Origin of the sequence: Serratia sp. JSRIV004 (genome assembly GCF_019968705.1) — a bacterium.
GTDB lineage: Bacteria > Pseudomonadota > Gammaproteobacteria > Enterobacterales > Enterobacteriaceae > Chania > Chania fonticola_B.
The window spans coordinates 5349354-5367619 of record NZ_CP074140.1; the positions used below are offsets into that span (position 1 = coordinate 5349354).

Here is an 18266-nt window from a genome sequence, read left to right on the forward strand (position 1 = left end):
CACATCGTAGTCGCATTGGCTACACGGCAACCCTCGGCGCAGCACCTGTATAGGTATGCGCCGATAAGCCATCAGGGTTAAACAGGCGAAAAACCGTTTCATGAAGGTTATCAGCGCAAGCCTGCTTTCCAATGGTAAAGCAGGCTTGCAATAAAGCGACAGGACGCGGTTTTAAGTGAAGATGAGATGAACAACGAAATAATGCAATTAAGCTCGGTGTTAAACATCGAGTGCACCAGAAGCTCGGTACACTGCACCAGCAAGAAACGGGCTTTGGAAATTATCAGCGAGCTGGCGGCCAAGCAGCTCAACCTACCTTCGCAGGTGGTGTTTGACGCAGTACTCACCCGGGAACGTATGGGCAGTACCGGTATCGGCAACGGTATCGCGATCCCACACGGCAAACTGGAAGAGGACACTTTGCGGGCCGTTGGCGTGTTTATCCGCCTTGAGCAACCTATCGCCTTTGATGCCATTGATAATCAACCGGTCGATCTGCTGTTCGCCTTGCTGGTACCGGCCGATCAATGTAAAACTCACTTGCATACGCTGTCGCTGGTTGCCAAACGACTGGCCGACAAAACCGTGTGCCGCCGCCTGCGCGCAGCGCTGAGCGACGAAGAGCTGTATCAGATCATCACCGAGTAACCAGCGGCTGGCGTGACTTTCCGCCATGAAAACGCTACTGTTTTACTTACGATATATCCGGGCCGTGGCCCGGATAATAGATCCTAACGGTGGCGATGAGCGCCATTGAGATGCCAGGGGAGTTACCACATGGTGCTGATGATTGTCAGCGGCCGTTCCGGTTCGGGGAAATCCGTCGCCTTGCGGGCGTTGGAAGACATGGGTTTTTACTGCGTTGATAACCTGCCCGTGGTGTTGTTGCCACAGCTGGCCCAGACGCTGGCCGAACGTAATAGCTCCGCTGCGGTAAGCATCGACGTCCGTAACATGCCGGAATCGCCGGAAGTGTTTGAATATGCAATGACCCAGCTGCCGGAGAGCTTCACGCCGCAGCTGCTGTTCCTTGATGCCGATCGCAACACCCTGATCCGCCGCTACAGCGACACCCGTCGCCTGCATCCTCTCTCTGCCAAGAACCTGTCGCTGGAAAGCGCGATCGATGAAGAAAGCGATCTGCTTGAGCCACTGCGTTCCCGTGCCGATCTGATTATCGATACCTCGGAAATGTCGGTGCACGAGTTGGCGGAAATGCTGCGTACCCGTCTGTTGGGCAAACGCGAACGCGAGCTGACGATGGTGTTCGAATCCTTCGGCTTCAAGCACGGCATTCCTATCGATGCCGATTACGTGTTTGACGTACGCTTCCTGCCAAACCCGCACTGGGACCCTAAACTGCGCCCGATGACCGGCCTGGATAAGCCCGTGGCCTCGTTCCTCGATCGCCATACCGAAGTGCACAACTTCATCTACCAGACTCGTAGCTATCTGGAACAGTGGCTGCCGATGCTGGAGACCAACAATCGCAGCTATCTGACCGTCGCCATTGGCTGTACCGGCGGTAAGCACCGTTCGGTGTACGTGGCTGAACAGTTGGCGGATTATTTCCGTTCACGCGGCAAGAACGTGCAATCCCGTCACCGCACACTGGAAAAGCGTAAACAACAATGACGGTCAAGCAGACGGTTGAGATCAAGAACAAGCTGGGCATGCACGCCCGCCCGGCTATGAAGCTGTTTGAGCTGGTGCAGAGTTTTGACGCCGAAGTGCTGCTGCGTAATGACAGCGGCACCGAAGCGGAAGCCAGCAGCGTGATCGCGCTGCTGATGCTGGATTCCGCCCAGGGCCGCCAGATCGAAATTGAAGCCACCGGGCCGCAGGAAGAACAGGCACTGGCAGCGGTGATTGAGCTGTTTAATTCAGGCTTCGACGAAGATTAACGGGAGCGGAGATCCTCCGCCCCTAAAAAAACAACGGCAATCAGTATCTGACCATCACCGATTTCAACTCGGTATAATGCTCGATAAACGCGCTGCCGAACTCTCTGCCCATCCCCGACGATTTCACCCCACCGAATGGCAACGCCGGATCGAGGAAGGTGTGCATATTGATCCACAAGGTGCCCACTTCAATCCGCGGGATCATGCGCATCGCCTTGCTGAGATCGTTGGTCCACAGGCTGGCGGCCAGGCCATAAGGCGAATCGTTGATCATGGCGATCATCTGCTCTTCATCCTCATAGGCCAGGAAAGTGCCCACCGGGCCAAAGGTCTCCTCACGCATTAACGCATCATGCGGCCCATTAGCGCGGATCGCCGTCGGCGCAACAAAGAAGCCTGGACCTGCCAACGCCTGACCGCCGCAGACGATCTGGCTGCCATCAGTCCGTGCCTTGTCAAACAGCGCCAGTACCTTGCGGTAATGTGCCTCGTTGGCCAATGGCCCCACTTCGGTACTCTCATCCAGCGGTGAGCCCACCTTCATGGCCGCCAAGCGCTGCGTCAGCTTTGCCAGTACCTCATCGATATGGCTGGCAGGCAGGTAGAAACGCTCTGCTGCGGCACAGATTTGACCTTGGTTCAGGTAGCCCGCCTCGATAATACCGTCGACCATCTTGTCGACCGAGACGTCCGCCAGAAACGCGGCGGCATTCTTACCCCCCAGTTCCAGCGTGGTACGCACAATCCCTTGCTCCATCGCCGCTTTCCCCACCGCGATCCCGGTAGGCACCGAGCCGGTGAAGGTCACTTTGGCACAGCGCGGATGGGCGATAAGCATAGGGCCAAGGCGTGCGCCTGAACCGTTGATCACGTTGAGTGCACCAACCGGGATGCCCGCCTCCGTTGCCAATTCCGCCACCCGCAGCATGGTTAGCGGCGTATACTCACTCGGCTTGAGCACTACCGTACAGCCACAGGTGAGCGCCGCAGCCAGCTTCCAGATGGCGATCATGATCGAGAAGTTCCACGGAATGATGCCGACCACCACGCCCAACGGCTCACGCCGGGTGAATGCGCTGTATTGCTCCCCCTGGAAGGAAGGCAATGAAACGTTCAACGTTTCCCCGCTGATTTTGCTCGACCAACCGGCAAAGTAGCGCAGGAACTGCGAGGCCATATCGATTTCCAGCCCGCGAGACAGCTGAATGGTTTTGCCGGAACACAGGCTTTCCAGCTGCGCCAGTTCCTCACGATGGGTTTGCAGCAGATCGGCCAGGCGCGTCAGGCAGTTGCCCCGCTCCAAAGGGGAAACCTGTGCCCAGCTACCGTGGAAAGCGTCAAAGGCCGCCTGCATCGCCGCGTCAACTTCAGCCTGGCCGCCTTCATTCACCTGCGCGATGGCCAGCCCGGTTGCCGGGTTAACCACCGCAAACCTTTCTACGCCTGCTCCAGCCACAGCTTGGCCGTGAATGTAATGGCCCTGCTGGCGGTCCAGAAAGGCCGTGACCTGTGGCAACAGTGTGATATCCGTCATCGTATCGCCCTCCTTGCGGGTTAGCCTTCGACAATCGCCAGATAGTGCTTCACAAAACGATCGGAGGTGATTTCCCAGCGCACCGGGGTGCCCTTCTCAACAAACCAGGAATCTCCGGCCTGATACTTTACCGACTCGCCGGTGTTCTCATTGGTCAGCGTTGCCGTGCCTTCCCATACCGTGGCATGTTCCGCAAACGGGTATTCCATCACGAAGGTGCCACGGGTACAGCTGAAGATACCGCAGTTGAGGTTGTCCGTTGGCGCGCCAAAAATCATCGCCACGCCGACGTTGGGTTCACCGGCGACCACCGTGGCCCCCAGGTTGCTGACGCTGCCAATTTGTTGCAGTTCTGGTAGCGCTTGCTTAAGCAGTAATGGTTTCATGATTTTTTCCTGTTAGATTAGTGGTCAGAATTAACGACGCCCCTTCCAGTAGCCGGAAGTCTGGTGCCAAACCTTGCCCGCGGTGGTCATCACACGGCGCAGCTTGTCTTTGCCAAAAATATCCACGTGCGGGATCGAACTCATCAGGTCATAGCGATCGGATCCCTCACTCATTCCTTCCGCCAACACCTTGCAAACGATATGGCTCGGTGTCACCCCAAAGCCGGAATAGCCCTGCACGTAAAACACGTTATCGTGCTGCGGTAGGGTGCCGATCTGCGGGAACAGGTTGGCGCTGCAACACAGCGGCCCGCCCCAGGCCAGGTCGATCTTCACGTCCTTCAGATACGGGAAAACTTTCAGCATCAGGTTACGGTTCCAGGCCTTCAGGTCTGAAGGAATATACTCGACCAGCCGGGTAGCGCTGCCGAACAACAGGCGGTTCTCGTTAGTGACGCGGTAATAGTCGATCACCGGCCGGATATCGCTGTAAGCCCCGCGGATCGGACTGATCTGGCGGATCAGCTCATCAGACAGCGGTTCTGTCGCCAACTGGAAGGCGTAGGTATTGATGGTCTTTTTGTAGATAAAGGGATCCATGCCGTTGAGGAAGCCGTTGCAGGCCCACAGCATCTTGTTGGCGCGTACCGATCCCATGGCGGTGCGCACGGTAATACGCGGGCCGTATTCCACATTCAGTACGTTGCTGTTTTCGAAGATTTTCACCCCGTAACCACTCAGCGCCTGCGCCTCTCCCAATAGCAGGTTGAGAGAATGAACGTGGCCACCCCCCATGTGTTTCAGCGCACAGGTATAAGCATCAGACCCCACCACCTGCTTCACTTCGGAGCCGGTATAGAGCTCGATCTCTTCATCCGGTGAGACCGCTTTGAATTCTTTGAGCCAGGAACGCAGGGTCTTTTCCTGCCTGGCGTTGCTGCCGAGGTAGCCATAACCAAAGCAGAAATCGGCGTCGATGGCGTACTTCTTAATCCGCTCGCGGATAATCCCGGCACCGAGATTGCTGATCTTGAAGATGGTTTCTAACCCTGCCGGACCAACGTGGCGTTTGATCTTCTCCAGATCGTGGCCGATCCCGGCCATCACCTGACCACCGTTGCGACCCGTTCCGCCGTAGCCCAGATGGCGGCCCTCCAGAATAGCGATATTGGTGATGCCTTTTTCCGCCAGTTCCAGCGCAGTGTTAATGCCGGAGAAGCCACCGCCGATGATCACCACGTCAACATCCAGATCCTCTTCCAGCGTGGGGAAGCGCAGATCGTATTTCTTGGTCGCCGCGTAGTAGGTTAACGATTCGATTTGATTATTCATTGCTGCACTCCCTTTACCCATTGCCTTAGCCTGGATTATCAGCAGAGCATGGACGGGCGGCTATGTCCCTTTAGGGATATTCGCAACAGTTTTTTAACATTATGCCGTACGGCGCAGGGGTGCACTCAAGAACAGGCTGAACAACTCAGCCTGAGAGCCAATATTCAGCTTGCCGTAAATATTCTTGCGATGATTTTTTACCGTACCCAGGCTGATAAACAGCCGTTCGGCGATCTGCTGCGATCCGTTGCCGCTCAGGATCAGATCGACGATCTCACGTTCACGCGGGCTTAACGCATAGCGCGCCTGGGCTGCGCTATCTAGCAGCGGGGCAGAGGGAGTGGGCACATTAGCCGCGACCACCACTTCCCCATGCAGCCGTGCCACGCTTTTTACCAGCGTCAACGCGCCACGCAGGTCAGCCAGTTGGGGATAACGCACGCCGACCGTTTGCCGGGCCGAGCCAAAAAATATGCCTAGTCCGCGTTCCGGCGTCAGTTGCAGCAACACGCCAGCCTCGTCGTGCCAGCCGGTTTTACGGTAAAAGTTACGGTAGTAATCCGTCTGGTAAAAACCACAGGGAGCCAGTTGCCGCAGCGTAAACACATCGCCATGGCCGCCGCCGTTCAGCGCCTGGTAAAAGGGATCTTCAAGGTAAGCACCCTGCTGGTAAATCTGGTTTACCGCATCGCTGTTTTCTTTCTCGGTTTTCATCAGGCAGCGCGGTGCCTGACCATATTCGAAGGCATAGACGATGGCATTATCAAAGGCGAAAAAGCCCTCTAGATAACCCAGCAGGCTGGCATAGAATTGGCGGGTAGCGACTGCGTCGATCACCGCCGATAATCTTTCGACCTGAATACTCATTTCGCCCCCACAATCATTAATAAATTAACAATCAACCTTTCCCAACGAATCAGCGACCGATATTGGGCCAATAGGCTATAAAAAGCATTCAATTGGCCAGAATGCAAGGGTATTACTGTTTACATGTTAATCAAATCACAAGTTGGGTCCTTACAACGATTACCCACACAATCCGAGTTGGTTAATATCTTAACAATTTCGTGTTATACGGAGGAAAAGCGTTGGTTTGCCCAGGTAGGCTGAACTATGCTGTGGTTCCAATGCCCAAATGCGCCAAGGAGAGAGCATGACCACTAGTCTGATGATCGCCAACCGGCAGGCCTGGTTTGGCAAGGGCAGCATCCAGCACCTGATCCCACTGCTCCAGGCAGAGCCGCAAACCACGCTGCTGTTCACCTGCCGATCGTTCCTTAACGGTACCCTCTATGCTGAACTGGCCCCGGTGCTGACGCCGTTGCTGGTAGGCAAAGAAATTGTCGCCCATGAGGCCTCCCCGCAAGAAATCGACCAATGGGTAGCACGCTGGCGAGGCCAGGTGCAAAGAGTGGTAGCCATCGGCGGAGGTAGCGTGCTGGATGCCGCCAAGGCGTTCGCTGCCCTGATCCAACACCCGCTGCCAACCCTGCGTTACATGGAAAAAGTGGGTGACAGCAAAATCAGTGGCGCAACGCTGCCGTTGATTGCCATCCCCACCACCGCAGGTACCGGTAGCGAAGTAACCCAAAACGCAGTGATCACCGATACTCAGGTCACCAAGGTGAAAGCCTCTTTGCGGCATAATAACTTTGTGCCACAGGTGGCGATCCTCGATCCTGACCTGCTGAAAGGAGCGCCAGACCATGTACTGGCCTATTGCGCTATCGATGCCTTTACTCATCTGTTTGAAGCCTACCTTTCCAAGACGGCCAGCAGCCTGTCGCGCGAGATGTCGTTGAGTGGCATCCATCATTTCCTTTGCGCCTGGCCGGTTCTGAAACAGAGCGATGAGGCCCGCGAAGCGATTATGCAGGCTTCCTACCTGGGTGGCCTGACGCTGAGTATGGCGGGCCTGGGTGTGATCCACGGCATCGCGGGCGAGATTGGGGCATTGCGTGATTACCACCACGGCCAAGTGTGCGGCCGCCTGCTGCTGCCGTTCCTTGAATTGCTGGGGGAAAGCGAGCAGCCGCAACAACGTGCATTAATGACCGAACTGGCCCTGCGGCTATTCCCTGAAGAGCAGGACAGCCCGGCGCGCTTTTTGATCGACTTTATCACGCGCCACGCCATCGCCCCGTTCTGGCAGGACGAGCTATCCCTTAGCCAGGCGGAACTGGCCATCGTACTGGAGAAGTCCAACAGCAAGAATTCCTGGCTCAGCTACACTAGCGAGCAACGGAGATTAATGATCGATGGGGCGTTCTTGATTGAATGATAATATAATCAGCACTATAGGATCGCGGGAGCACAACAATGAGTTTGGTTGACTGGATTTTAGGCGGTATCGCCCTGGGGCTGATCGTCGGCGCGCTGATGAAGATATTCGGCAAGAAGAAAGACGATTAATACGGTGCTCCCCCTCTGCATTCAGAGGGGGAAGCCGTTAAATGCGGCTCAGGCAGTCCAACGCCACCGCTTTGAAGCTGTCGAAATTGTCACTGCCCAGCAGGCGGGTCATCGAACGTTCGCGCACAAAGGTGACGAACAGATCGTAGATCGCCATCGCTTCCTCGTAATCGTTTTTGCTGATCGCCAGCAAGAAAATGACGTGTGCCACCTCACCTTCTCCCCACGGGATACCCTGCGGTGCCAGCAGCGTGACCACCACTGTCTTTTTCGCCAACAGCCCCAAAGAGTGCGGCAGAGCAATCCCCTCCCCCAGCAAGGTAGAAACGATGGCCTCCCGCTCAACGACCGAAGGGTAAAAATCACTGCCTACATAGCCTTCCTGCTCCAACTGAGCGCAAACTTTGCTAAACAGCTGCTCCTGCGTTAGCGGCTCGTTGACGATCATAAAGTGGTTGGCATCAAAGAATTTTTCCAACATATACGGCTTGGTGCGATCGACCAGCACCAGCTTGCCCAACTGTTCTAGCTGATACTCCGTTGGGAACGGCGACATCACGACGACCGGCTTATTCTTCTCGCTGATGCGCGCATTGGAAATGATAAAATCTTCGTCGATACTGGCGAGAATTTCGTAATCACGCAGCGAAACGATGCGTGTTACCACCAATTGCGGATACTTGCGCGCAATCTGCGCCTGGATCATCCGCACCGTAGAGTTACCGGTATCGCACACCAGCATCACCTGCGGATGGCGCTCATAACCAATGTTGTAGTGCCGCTCCAGGCCGACGCCAATATGCAGCACCAGGTAGCCGATTTCGTTCTCGCTCAGGGTATAAGGCGTGTGTTTACCCCAGCTCGAGACCGCCGCCAGCGTCACATCATAGGCCATCGGATAATGCTGCTTGATATTGGCCAACAGCGGGTTCGGGATATTGATCTGGTATTTCACCCGGGTGATCATGGTTTTGATATGGGTGAGCAGATCGGCCCGCAGCTGCTTGTCGTTCTGCAGGTTGTAGTTATAGTGCGAGTTAATGTAGGACAGGATGTAATCCACCAGCGCCTCTTCGTCATCGGCGTTGATTTTGGTCGGCTGCACTTCCTGTACTCTTCTGGCAGCAATGTTGACCCGCAAATAGGCCTCTTCCGCCGCCGCAATCTCTTTACCCGTGGCCTTGCTCAGTTCACCCGCCAGCCAGGTTGACGCTTTGCGCACCGCATCATCACCATCTTCCGCGTCAAAATCCTGCAACGGATAGCCGTCCGTGATGCGCCGCAGCGCCACGGCACAGTAGAAGATCAGATATTGCTCGCCCTCATCGGTCAGACGAATGGCATATTGCGACAGCAGTGGGTGCAGCAACCCGGCAAAGGTCAATACCTGCGGCTGATGAAGGATGTCATTGTTCAGCAATGGATTTTCCGCATCCGCCAGATGCAGTTGAAACAGCAGATCGGTCAGGCAGGAGCGGATCGCCATTTCCGTACCAAACAGCTTCATACCATAGCGCGGCTTGGTTTCGATGGTTAACTGGTAATGCGCCAGGCGCTCTCTCACCTCAGCCATGTCGTTTTGCAGCGTACCTCGGCTGACAAACCATTCATCGGCCAGATCTTCCAGCTTCATCGAGAAGGCTGAGGTCAAAAAGCGAATCAACAGATAATGCACCCGCTCCTGCGCACTGCGCGGCGTAGCGTGCTGTTTACGTTCCCGATGCTGGAGTGCGCTAAACCGGGCCTCATCATCAACCTGCAGGCGATATCCGGCCCCGCGGCTGTGGACAAACTGCGCACCATAACTCTCCAGGATATCGTTCAGCGCGGTGATATCAGCGCGTACCGTGCGGGTAGACACGGCAAAACGCTTTGCCAGCTCGTCCTGCGGCAAGGTTTCAGACTGCAAAGCATCGAACAGCGATGCCAAACGTGGGTAGGGAAATCTCACCATTCTCTTTCCGTTATGAACGTGCCCGCCTGAGGGGGCTGGCGGGCAACTGGTTACTTCGCAGCTGGCAAGAACACCATTTGTGAAGGGCTGCCCACCGGGGTGTAGCCTTCAACAAAACTGAGCTTGCCGCTGAGCTGGTCTACGCTAAAGCGGGTTACGTTATCGCTACGCTGATTCATGGCATACAGATAACGGCCACTCGGATCCAAAGTGATAGTGCGCGGATAGTCGCCTCGCGTCCAGGTCTCTGCCACCGGTTTCAGTTCGCCCTCGCCGCTTACGCTGAACTGCGCAATGCTGTTGTGCAGACGATTGGCAACATACAGATTTTTACCATCCGCAGCCAAGGCCATGCCAGCGGCAAAGCTGGTCCCCTTATAATCGGCAGGCAGGGTTGAAACTGCATGTAACTGTTTCAGCGTCCCATTTTGGCTATCAAAGCGGTAGCTGGTTAGTGTAGATGCTTCCTCGTTGATTAGTAGGACAATTTTACCATTTGGATGAAATATGAAGTGGCGCGGGCCAGCTCCGGCGGAAGAGGCGGCGATCCACGGCGGATCGTTTGGCGTCAGCTTGCCGCTGGCGGCATCGAAACGCCACTGGTAGATACGATCCAGCCCCAGATCGGTAGAGAACACGAACTTGCCGCTCGGATCGCTGGCGATCATATGCGCATGCGGGCCATTGTGATCGCTGATGGCAAAGCTGCCTTCCACCGCGGCGGCAGGTTTGGCCGCACCCGCAGGGCCAACATCTTGTTGCACAGAACTGGCGGCTCCCAACTTGCCTTCGCTGTCGATCGGGAACGCCGCAACGCTGCCGCTGACATAGTTAGCCACCAGCAGATGACGGCCATCCGGCGTCAGAGAAAGGTAAACCGGCCCCGCGCCTTGTGAATCCACCTGATTAAGCGGCGTCAGGCTGCCGTCCTGAGGGTTGATACGATAGGCGACAATGCCCCCGTGCTGGGTGCCATTAAAATCTGCCACCTCGCTGGCAACGTACAGCGTCTGTCCTTTGGCATCGGTGACCAGTTGGGCCGGATTAGGCAGGCTGCTGACCAATGTCTTGGCACTCAGCGCCCCGGTTTTCGCATCCACCTGCATGCGATAAACTCCCTCACCGTTCGGGTTATAGGTACCAATATAGGCAAAATGAGACGACGTGGGTTTCATTGCATCCTCAGCATGTAACGCCGGGCTGGCGATAGCCAACAACGCCAGGGACAGCGCGCTCCACAGCGGAGCGATTCGTAATTTCGAAGCCTGCCAGTTTCGCATAGTTATCCTTTTGACCGATAGATAGGGACAAAAAGATGCCCCTCACCCTAACCCTCTCCCGAAGGGAGAGGGGACCGTACGTGCCACAACTTAACTCCAGTATCCAACCGCCACATCAAATCGAACATGCCACTGCTTTACACCACACCTGACCACAACTCCGTACCAGCTCCCTCTCCCGAAAGATGAGGGGACAGAACGTGCCACAACTTAACTCCAGTATCCAACCGCCACACCTAACTACAACACCGTCCCCCCCCTCAAGGTAGTTAAACAAGCTACAGACTCACTCCTGCACCTGATAACAGCTCCAGACAGCTCCCTCTCCCAAAGGGGACCGAACGTGCCACAACTTAACCTCAGTATCCAACCGCCACACCTAACCACAACACCGTCCCCCCCCTCAAGAGAGTTAAACAAGCTACAGACTCACTCCTGCACCTGATAACAGCTCCGGACAGCTCCCTCTCCATGTGGGAGAGGGTTGGGGTGAGGGGCCGCGGATTTACCCCACCAGCCGCTTGGTGATCTCCAGCAGCGTTTTGACATCTTGCGGGCGAGTATCACCACTGGTGGAATCAATAATGGAACTGTAGATATGCGGGATCACCTGCTTCACACCGGCTTTCAACGCAATCTCCAGGATCGGCTCGAAGTTTTCCAGATCGATGCCCCCAGTCGGCTCCAGCATAAAGTCATGCTCGGCACAGGCTTTCGCCACGTACTCATATTCGTCCTGATGCTTCAGGCCGCCCATCGGGAAATACTTAATCGAGCTGCCGCCCATGTCTTTCAACAACGCAATCGCGGTCTCTACCGGCACTATGCCATCCGCTGCCTGAGCACTCAGTGGCCCGGTGGAAATCTTCACCCAGCCCACGCGACCGGTTGGGGAGACCAGGCCGTTCACCACGGTATGGTTTTGCTTCAGCAATGCACGGCTGGCACCGACGCCGGTGAATACCTGGTTCACATGCTGGGGTTGGACATGCTCGGAGATCAGGCTGACCATATTCGACTGCTTGGGATCGCCAGCTCCCAGGCCCACGGAAAGCGCGTTCTCGATCAGGCGTGCATAACGCGACATATCCGCCACGGCACTCTCAACGTCTGGATAGTTTTTGGAAAGAACGCCCACCAGCACGTGCCCCTGCGCCGCATTATAGATGTCCTGCGCGTTGGCTTTTGAACCAGCCAGTACGTTGAGGCAAACGCGGTCTTTATAGTAATTAGGCTTCAGCTTCATGCTTGGTTCTCCGTAAACAGATTTTTAATACAGGTAAAGACGGTCATCAGCTGCTGCTCGTTCACGCTGCGGACATCCACCTCAATCTTGCCTTCGTTGGCCTTGTAGCCACGGAAATAGATGGCGATATCACCGGTTTTCAGCCGCTGGACGATTTCCACAGTCGACATCCCCAACACCGCTTCATCAAAGGTGATTTCAACGCGGGCAATATCGCGCCCTGCGCTGTCCCAGACGGTTTTGGCACTGATGCCATTCAGGGTATTCAGTTGGCTGATAAACGGTGTCATGCGCTCTACCATTTGCGCACCGGTGGTTTTCTCCGACGTCAGGTAGCTTTCAATCGCCTGCGTCAGGCCGAGGATGCCCTCTTTACCCACCTTCATCGCCCGGCCAATACCGCCTGACTGCTGCTTCACCCACTCTACGTATTGCTTCTTGCCGATCACCAGCCCGCTGGTTGGCCCTTCAATAGCCTTGGCACCGCTGTAGATCACCAGATCGGCCCCCATCTGGTAGTAACACATCAGATCTTCTTCGGCAGCGGCATCGACGATCAGCGGCAGGTTATGCTTACGTGCCACCACGGCAGCCTGTTCGACGGAGAGAATGCTTTTCTGCACGCAGTGGTGAGACTTGACGTACAGGATGGCCGCGGTCTGCGGGGTGATGCAGGCTTCAATCTGTTCAGGGGAACATTCGTTGGCATAACCTGCTTCCACCACCTTACCGCCGCCAAGGGCGACCATGGTATCCACCGGCGCACCAAAGTTGACGTTATGGCCACGCGGCAACACGATCTCACGCGGCTCGTTCACCGTAGCGGAATGCAGGTTGACCAACAGGTTGGCGTTGTCCTTGACGATCACCGCCGCCACCGACTGGGCAATACCGGCAGAAGCGCAGGAAACAATCACCGCGTCTTCCACATTCAGCAGGCCAGCAATATAGGCGCCGGTCTTGTTGACCAGATCCTTGATTTCAAAGTAATGATTCAGGCCGTAATCCACGGCGTCAATCACCTCCTGGCGTGGCGTAGAAACGCCGAGAATGGTCATGCGGCCGGAAGTATTGATCACCTGCTTTAAGTTATATTTTTCATAGACTGAAGACATGAGCGGCTTTCCCTTGTTCGGTTAATAGGATTTCCCCGGCCACCACGGCGGCCAGCGGCACCAACAGTTGTTCGCCATTCACGGACTCCCCTTCGGCGTCGGCAAACACCTGCGGCCCCTGGCGGAGATCAAAAATGGTCAGGTCGGCATCAAAGCCGGGTTTCAGCTGCCCCTTGCTAGTCAGGCGCAACGCCGCAGCGGCATTTTCCGTTACGCAGCCAATGACCTGCGCCAGAGAAAGCCCAACGGTAAAGAATTTGGACATCACCGTCGCCAGGCTGTGCACTGGGCCAGCCAGACGGTTGCGACAGTAGATATCGGAACTGATGGTGTGTGGGAAGATCCCCAGCGCGATGGCCTGACGGGCAACCTCAAAGCTGAAGCTGGCCGAACCGTGGCCCACATCAAGCAGCACGCCACGTTTTAACGCACGTTGGATCGACTCGCGCAGCGTACCTGCCGGGGTCAGAATGCGGTTCGGTTTACCGTTGTAGCAGTGAGTGATGATGTCGCCCTGGGTCAGCAGATCGGCGATCTCGTCCAGATCCGGCGGGTTATTGCCGATGTGTACCATCAGCGGCAGTTGCTGGTTTTCCTGCTGGATCTCTTTGGCCAACACCAACGGTTTGGTGCCGTTCTGGCCCACGACGCTGCTGCTCATGCGCGCCTTGATACCAATGACAAACCCCGGCTTGCCGTCGATGGCCTGTTTGACCTGCTGCTTATTGATATCCGCCATATCAGCCAGTTCATTCTGCCTTAGCAGACCGATACGCGAGATATTGAGGAAGGCAAAGACGTTGGTTTTGGCGCTGCGCGTCAGGGCATAGAATTCATCGATATCGTCAGTGCCGGTGCTGCCAGCATCCACCACCGAGGTGACGCCGCTGCTCACGCCCACCAGGTCCGGGTCGTCATGATAAATCGGTGAAGAGGGATAACAGTGTACGTGAGAGTCGATCCAGCCAGCGCTCAGGCGGTAGTTCCCCGCCAGATCCAGTTGTTTGTGGGCACGGGCATCAGCCGCCAACTGCCCGACGACGGCAATCTTGCCCGCCTCAATAGCCACATCGGCCAGGGTGTCGTCCACCAGCCTGGCGCGCCGGATGATTAGGTCATACATACTTCGCTACTCCTTGCCAAACCCTGGGCGGTTGACCCAGGGCTTGGGACTTGATTAAGAAATGGCTACCGGGAAGAATGCCCCCAAGATCATGGCCCCCAGGATCGCGCCGCCGGTGATCGGCTTGCCCCAGATGTAGAACAGCAGCGCACCCAGCAGGGAACCCAGGCCGATCGGGATCGAAGCGGCCATGGCAGACAGGATGATCAACGGCCCAAGGAAACGCCCGGAAGAGTTACCTGCCCCCATCATCACGTCCGCCCCGTAGGTGGAGTCGCTCTGGCTGATGGTAAATTTACGCGCCAGGATAATCAGGTAACCAATCGCCAGGCCAATGACCAGGCCAGTAACCAGCGAGGCGGCAAAGTTGGCTACCGGGAAGACAATCCCCGCCCCCAGCAACAGCGCAGGAACACCCAGGCCAACCCCGGTCTGGATCGCCCCGCCAATATCCAGGATCCCCACCAGAGAACCTTCGATAATGCGGGCAAACAGGAAGCTGGCACCGAACGCCGCCACCGCACCGTAAACTCCGGTGTCCATCCCAGCACGCAGCATGGAAACGAAGGCCACTTCGTTAAACGCGCCTATGCCATACAGGTAATACATGTGTGTCCCGGCAAACACGCCGGACGAGAGCAGGCCAACAAAAATCGGGAACGACCAGTCGGCATACCAGAAGCCTTTGTCTGCTTGTGCTTCCATCATTCAGCTCCTTATTTTCCGCTCAGGGTGTTATGAATGGCATCCAGCCAGCCAGGCACGCCCAGGCTGAAGGATTCGAGAACTTTCATATCAAAGCCGCGGAAGAAGCCGCTCAGCACGAACAGCAGCACAATCGCCACCATCATGATCTTGGTGACTTTATTCCAGCCGCTTTCTTCAACGCCCTTGCCAATCAGGATACCCAGCACCAGACCCGGTACGGCGTTACCCATGATCAGCTGTGCCAGACCACCGAAGATGGTGCCCCAGAAGCCAGAACGTTTGCCCGCTTCGATCGCCGCCAGCCAGAAAATCACCGGCATGACGGTGTTCACCAGCAGGTTGGCCGCTGGAACCAACACTTTGATGGCCGTGACCTGCAAGGCTGCTGGCACTGCCGAAGCGGTGGTGTTAAGGAAGGCCACGACCAAAATGCCGATAATGCCGCAAGCGATGGCCATCTTTTTTGGATCGTGCATGGTTTCCGCGACGTTGCGGTTTTTGATCATCAGGGCTGCAGCGCCCCAGTTAGGAATAATGCGATGGTCAACGTCCTGCGTGAAGGCACCCGCCGCCACTGAAGACGCCCAGGCATTGAAGAAGAAGCCCAGACCAAATGAGAAATGAGAAGCCGGATCGCCTTCGCAGGAGTTCAGCTCACCCAAGGTACGGAACGCTCCCATACCCTGCGTCGTCGGTGCGTGGAACATACGTGCAGCACCGGCCCCTACACCGACGCCAACCAGCCCGCCGATAATAATCGACTTAAATAAGATGATTAAAAACATCAGAATATCCTTCTTATGTCATGCCCAGTGGATCCCAAGACGCAGCCATAGCGGCTATAGCTTGAAACACGACGGATATAACGTTTTTATTTCTGGGTGAAGACCACCTTTTCGGTATTGATGATCGTCACGTTCACGGTTATTTCTAATGAAACGGCATAGCTTTTTCTTTCACGCGCCAGGAAGAAGAAAAGAAATTTTTCTTTGGTGGTTCTCTCTTCCGCCTTTACTATTTTGACATCCTGCGGTTCGATACGCAGCAGAACATTATTGGTGGATTTTAAAATCACGCCCTGTACATTGGCTAATGCACCGGCAAAGGCTTTAGCTTTACTATCGCCTTTGCCCTCCACGTTAACCGAGGTAGTATAAGTTTCTTTCATTACGGATTGCCGTATTTTTTGACATAAGCTTCCACTAGCCGCTGGCCTAATTCTTCTTTATCCATAAAGCCAAAGCCTAATACATTGCAGCCTTCGTTAATTGCCGTCACGCCTTCTTCGATAGAACGCATACCATATCTGGATTTATAACCATATTTGGTTTGTGCGGTGATCGCTCCAGCGCCACCGCTGCCGCAGAAGGAAATGCCCAGTTGCGCATTCTCTGCTTTCATCACGTCACCCAGCTTCATATCCGCAGCCATGCCAGGGATCACAATCACCTTGGCACCTGCATTTTCAACGCCTTGGCCCACTTTCTGGCCTTTACCCAGCCGATCGCCGATCACTACGGTAATTTGTCCCATGGGGTTTTTCTCCTGAATAATTTTAATCAATTAAACGTTATTGGTCGTTATCTTTAGCCACTTCAAAATGAACCGAAAGCAGATACGCCTCTTCAATCGGTAACGTGGCAAACTTATTTACCACTCGCTCTGCCAGTTGCATCGATCCGGCAGAAATTTCATCAAACAGTGATTTATCAACTTCCGGCAAGGGCTCACCTGTTATTGAGCGCAACACCATCGCGCGGATATGGGATTCCAACATTTGTTGTTGCACCGCATTGGTGTAAATATTCTCTTCACCCAACATGGCGGTAATATCGGCCAACAATTGAGTGGTAATCGCTGCGGCCTCACTGATGTCAGTCTGTTCCCTGTTACTTACCGAAGCAGTTCCGTCATTCACTTTGCAGTCACCTCTGGATCCAGCTATTTATCCGTTAACGGTAAAGCGCTTTACCTTTACCCGCTTTCTTTGATGTCTTTACCCTAACCCTTGGGGCATTGCTTGTGTAGCGCGTTTTTTTCCAGTTCGAACTGGAAATTAAGTGACGCCAAGGGATCCATTTCGCAAAATCGGGGGTTTTTACGCTAAGTAAATGAGATTGCAAAAAGAGTTTGCAACGCAGAGTTGCCAGTTGGCAGCGCGGCGCAAAAAACTTCGTGATCGAGATCTCTTTCTTTTCCGGCCCTAACAGCCTACTATCAGTAGGACAAACCGACATTTTTCACACCCCCGCGCCCAAAGGTGCGGGGGTGTTGCTTTTGTGTTGTTTTCCGAATTTATGGCGCAGAAAGGGCGCCCTTTGATTGGACTGGAGAGTGGAATGACCAAACCAACCATTACCATTAATGAGCTGGATGCGGAACGCCTGGATGCGCTACTGGCACAGCCAGCCTTTGCCAATACTGACGTCGCCGCCGCGCTGAACGCTGAACTGGATCGCGCTGACATTGTGCCGGCATCGCAGATCCCTGCACACGTCGTCACCATGAACAGCCGCGTACGTTTTCGCGATCTGCATACTTCAGAAGAACATGTGCGCACGCTGGTTTACCCCGCCTCTCTCAAAGACAGCGCTGAACAGCTGTCGGTGATGGCACCACTGGGTGCAGCACTGCTGGGAATGCACGTGGGTAAACAGATCAATTGGCAATTGCCAAACGGCGAAGAAGCCCGCATTGAAGTGTTGGAATTGCTGTATCAACCTGAGGCTGCGGGCGAGTATCACCGCTAAGTCAGGTTTCCGGGCGGCCATTCAGCCGCCCTTTTTGTCAACGCTACGTTGATTGCCGCAGTACGCTTAACGGAATTTCTTGTGATTGGCATCGCGGGTTTGCTTGAAGCCCTGCGCCACTTTACGCGCGTCCTCCAGTTTGCCCTGATTCGCCAGCGCCATTGACTGATCGATCTGCCCGATCAGCGTCGCCAGCCCTTGACGAAACTCCTTCATCTCCGGGCTGTCTGGCGCTTTGTTTTCCAACTTCGGCGGTGTGCCTTTCTGGGCATCCGTAGCCGCAGCACGCATATTCTGCAGGCTCTGCTTGAAGGTATCGGTGGAGTCGGTTTTCAATACAATTTTGTAATTGGCGGCCAGGGTATCCATGTCATCGGCCAGTTCGGCTGCCATCACCCATGAACTGGCTCCCAGCAGCGTCAGTGCTGCCAACACTTTCAATGTCTTCTTCATGCTCACCTTCCCGTTATTGTTTTAGTTAACCCGTTATAAACATAGGCATGGAACGGTAAAACCGATAGC

At 55.2% G+C, this 18266-nt stretch carries 20 protein-coding genes; 5 read left to right on the forward strand and 15 right to left on the reverse strand.

The window, feature by feature from the left end; translation table 11 throughout:
* Positions 1–186 precede the first annotated feature (186 nt).
* From ptsN to npr, 3 genes are all read left to right on the forward strand, one after another.
* On the forward strand, positions 187–648 hold the full coding sequence (ptsN, locus tag KGP21_RS25380) for a PTS IIA-like nitrogen regulatory protein PtsN (RefSeq protein WP_024483720.1): 462 nt from the start codon (positions 187–189) through the stop codon (positions 646–648).
* A 129-nt stretch (positions 649–777) separates the two neighbouring features.
* Positions 778–1635 (forward strand): RNase adapter RapZ, encoded by an 858-nt coding sequence (rapZ, locus tag KGP21_RS25385; protein ID WP_021180704.1) that lies wholly within the window; start codon positions 778–780, stop codon positions 1633–1635.
* A complete protein-coding gene (gene npr, locus KGP21_RS25390) occupies positions 1632–1904 on the forward strand; it encodes a PTS phosphocarrier protein NPr (protein WP_021180705.1) in 273 nt (90 codons plus the stop codon). The genes rapZ and npr overlap by 4 nt, the downstream gene beginning before the upstream one ends.
* A gap of 40 nt (positions 1905–1944) precedes the next feature.
* Here npr and KGP21_RS25395 read toward each other — a convergent pair whose 3' ends face one another.
* The 4 genes from KGP21_RS25395 to KGP21_RS25410 form a co-directional block, all read right to left on the reverse strand.
* On the reverse strand, positions 1945–3438 hold the full coding sequence (locus KGP21_RS25395) for an aldehyde dehydrogenase family protein (protein WP_223536446.1): 1494 nt from the start codon (positions 3436–3438) through the stop codon (positions 1945–1947).
* Positions 3439–3458: 20 nt separating this feature from the next.
* Positions 3459–3824 (reverse strand): cupin domain-containing protein, encoded by a 366-nt coding sequence (locus tag KGP21_RS25400; RefSeq protein ID WP_218520244.1) that lies wholly within the window; start codon positions 3822–3824, stop codon positions 3459–3461.
* A gap of 30 nt (positions 3825–3854) precedes the next feature.
* Positions 3855–5156 carry an FAD-binding oxidoreductase gene (locus tag KGP21_RS25405; RefSeq protein ID WP_021806964.1) on the reverse strand — a complete coding sequence of 434 codons (1302 nt, stop codon included), beginning with the start codon at positions 5154–5156 and terminating at the stop codon, positions 3855–3857.
* Between the two features lie 99 nt (positions 5157–5255).
* Complete coding sequence (locus tag KGP21_RS25410; protein WP_021806965.1) at positions 5256–6023, reverse strand: response regulator transcription factor; 768 nt, start codon at positions 6021–6023, stop codon at positions 5256–5258.
* 286 nt (positions 6024–6309) lie between these two features.
* Between KGP21_RS25410 and KGP21_RS25415 the strand changes: the two genes are divergently transcribed.
* Entirely contained in the window at positions 6310–7437 is a 1128-nt protein-coding gene (locus KGP21_RS25415; protein ID WP_021806966.1) for an iron-containing alcohol dehydrogenase, read from the forward strand.
* 168 nt (positions 7438–7605) lie between these two features.
* On the opposite strand, the gene KGP21_RS25420 is transcribed toward KGP21_RS25415, so the two are convergent.
* From KGP21_RS25420 to KGP21_RS25465, 10 genes are all read right to left on the reverse strand, one after another.
* The gene (locus tag KGP21_RS25420) at positions 7606–9522 is read right to left on the reverse strand and encodes a transcription antiterminator (protein WP_223536449.1); all 1917 of its coding nucleotides are present in this window, start codon (positions 9520–9522) and stop codon (positions 7606–7608) included.
* 50 nt (positions 9523–9572) lie between these two features.
* Positions 9573–10802 (reverse strand): lactonase family protein, encoded by a 1230-nt coding sequence (locus KGP21_RS25425; protein ID WP_021806969.1) that lies wholly within the window; start codon positions 10800–10802, stop codon positions 9573–9575.
* A gap of 505 nt (positions 10803–11307) precedes the next feature.
* On the reverse strand, positions 11308–12048 hold the full coding sequence (locus tag KGP21_RS25430) for a KDGP aldolase family protein (RefSeq protein WP_166733489.1): 741 nt from the start codon (positions 12046–12048) through the stop codon (positions 11308–11310).
* On the reverse strand, positions 12045–13163 hold the full coding sequence (locus tag KGP21_RS25435) for a DgaE family pyridoxal phosphate-dependent ammonia lyase (protein WP_024483728.1): 1119 nt from the start codon (positions 13161–13163) through the stop codon (positions 12045–12047). Before KGP21_RS25435 ends, KGP21_RS25430 begins: the two co-directional genes overlap by 4 nt.
* The gene (locus tag KGP21_RS25440) at positions 13147–14286 is read right to left on the reverse strand and encodes an amidohydrolase/deacetylase family metallohydrolase (RefSeq protein ID WP_223536452.1); all 1140 of its coding nucleotides are present in this window, start codon (positions 14284–14286) and stop codon (positions 13147–13149) included. The genes KGP21_RS25435 and KGP21_RS25440 overlap by 17 nt, the downstream gene beginning before the upstream one ends.
* Positions 14287–14340: 54 nt before the next feature.
* Positions 14341–14991, reverse strand: coding sequence for a DUF4310 family protein (locus KGP21_RS25445; protein WP_037376237.1), 651 nt, complete (start codon positions 14989–14991; stop codon positions 14341–14343).
* 11 nt (positions 14992–15002) lie between these two features.
* Entirely contained in the window at positions 15003–15779 is a 777-nt protein-coding gene (locus KGP21_RS25450; protein ID WP_021180718.1) for a DUF4311 domain-containing protein, read from the reverse strand.
* Positions 15780–15865: 86 nt separating this feature from the next.
* Positions 15866–16162 carry a DUF4312 family protein gene (locus KGP21_RS25455; RefSeq protein WP_021180719.1) on the reverse strand — a complete coding sequence of 99 codons (297 nt, stop codon included), beginning with the start codon at positions 16160–16162 and terminating at the stop codon, positions 15866–15868.
* The gene (locus KGP21_RS25460) at positions 16162–16527 is read right to left on the reverse strand and encodes a glycine-rich SFCGS family protein (protein ID WP_021180720.1); all 366 of its coding nucleotides are present in this window, start codon (positions 16525–16527) and stop codon (positions 16162–16164) included. Before KGP21_RS25460 ends, KGP21_RS25455 begins: the two co-directional genes overlap by 1 nt.
* Before the next feature lie 37 nt (positions 16528–16564).
* The gene (locus tag KGP21_RS25465; protein WP_370572534.1) at positions 16565–16867 is read right to left on the reverse strand and encodes a glycine dehydrogenase; all 303 of its coding nucleotides are present in this window, start codon (positions 16865–16867) and stop codon (positions 16565–16567) included.
* A 466-nt stretch (positions 16868–17333) separates the two neighbouring features.
* Between KGP21_RS25465 and rnk the strand changes: the two genes are divergently transcribed.
* Complete coding sequence (rnk, locus tag KGP21_RS25470; RefSeq protein WP_021180723.1) at positions 17334–17744, forward strand: nucleoside diphosphate kinase regulator; 411 nt, start codon at positions 17334–17336, stop codon at positions 17742–17744.
* Positions 17745–17810: 66 nt separating this feature from the next.
* On the opposite strand, the gene cybC is transcribed toward rnk, so the two are convergent.
* Positions 17811–18197, reverse strand: coding sequence for a cytochrome b562 (gene cybC / locus KGP21_RS25475; RefSeq protein WP_094981506.1), 387 nt, complete (start codon positions 18195–18197; stop codon positions 17811–17813).
* Between the last annotated feature and the right edge of the window lie 69 nt (positions 18198–18266).

Excerpts from the sequence above, each read along its gene's own strand:
- ptsN (WP_024483720.1), top strand. The coding sequence starts at position 187 with ATGAACAACGAAATAATGCAATTAAGCTCGGTGTTAAACATCGAGTGC.
- rapZ (WP_021180704.1), top strand. The coding sequence starts at position 778 with ATGGTGCTGATGATTGTCAGCGGCCGTTCCGGTTCGGGGAAATCCGTC.
- npr (WP_021180705.1), top strand. The coding sequence starts at position 1,632 with ATGACGGTCAAGCAGACGGTTGAGATCAAGAACAAGCTGGGCATGCAC.
- KGP21_RS25395 (WP_223536446.1), bottom strand. The coding sequence starts at position 3,438 with ATGACGGATATCACACTGTTGCCACAGGTCACGGCCTTTCTGGACCGC.
- KGP21_RS25400 (WP_218520244.1), bottom strand. The coding sequence starts at position 3,824 with ATGAAACCATTACTGCTTAAGCAAGCGCTACCAGAACTGCAACAAATT.
- KGP21_RS25405 (WP_021806964.1), bottom strand. The coding sequence starts at position 5,156 with ATGAATAATCAAATCGAATCGTTAACCTACTACGCGGCGACCAAGAAA.
- KGP21_RS25410 (WP_021806965.1), bottom strand. The coding sequence starts at position 6,023 with ATGAGTATTCAGGTCGAAAGATTATCGGCGGTGATCGACGCAGTCGCT.
- KGP21_RS25415 (WP_021806966.1), top strand. The coding sequence starts at position 6,310 with ATGACCACTAGTCTGATGATCGCCAACCGGCAGGCCTGGTTTGGCAAG.
- KGP21_RS25420 (WP_223536449.1), bottom strand. The coding sequence starts at position 9,522 with ATGGTGAGATTTCCCTACCCACGTTTGGCATCGCTGTTCGATGCTTTG.
- KGP21_RS25425 (WP_021806969.1), bottom strand. The coding sequence starts at position 10,802 with ATGCGAAACTGGCAGGCTTCGAAATTACGAATCGCTCCGCTGTGGAGC.
- KGP21_RS25430 (WP_166733489.1), bottom strand. The coding sequence starts at position 12,048 with ATGAAGCTGAAGCCTAATTACTATAAAGACCGCGTTTGCCTCAACGTA.
- KGP21_RS25435 (WP_024483728.1), bottom strand. The coding sequence starts at position 13,163 with ATGTCTTCAGTCTATGAAAAATATAACTTAAAGCAGGTGATCAATACT.
- KGP21_RS25440 (WP_223536452.1), bottom strand. The coding sequence starts at position 14,286 with ATGTATGACCTAATCATCCGGCGCGCCAGGCTGGTGGACGACACCCTG.
- KGP21_RS25445 (WP_037376237.1), bottom strand. The coding sequence starts at position 14,991 with ATGGAAGCACAAGCAGACAAAGGCTTCTGGTATGCCGACTGGTCGTTC.
- KGP21_RS25450 (WP_021180718.1), bottom strand. The coding sequence starts at position 15,779 with ATGTTTTTAATCATCTTATTTAAGTCGATTATTATCGGCGGGCTGGTT.
- KGP21_RS25455 (WP_021180719.1), bottom strand. The coding sequence starts at position 16,162 with ATGAAAGAAACTTATACTACCTCGGTTAACGTGGAGGGCAAAGGCGAT.
- KGP21_RS25460 (WP_021180720.1), bottom strand. The coding sequence starts at position 16,527 with ATGGGACAAATTACCGTAGTGATCGGCGATCGGCTGGGTAAAGGCCAG.
- rnk (WP_021180723.1), top strand. The coding sequence starts at position 17,334 with ATGACCAAACCAACCATTACCATTAATGAGCTGGATGCGGAACGCCTG.
- cybC (WP_094981506.1), bottom strand. The coding sequence starts at position 18,197 with ATGAAGAAGACATTGAAAGTGTTGGCAGCACTGACGCTGCTGGGAGCC.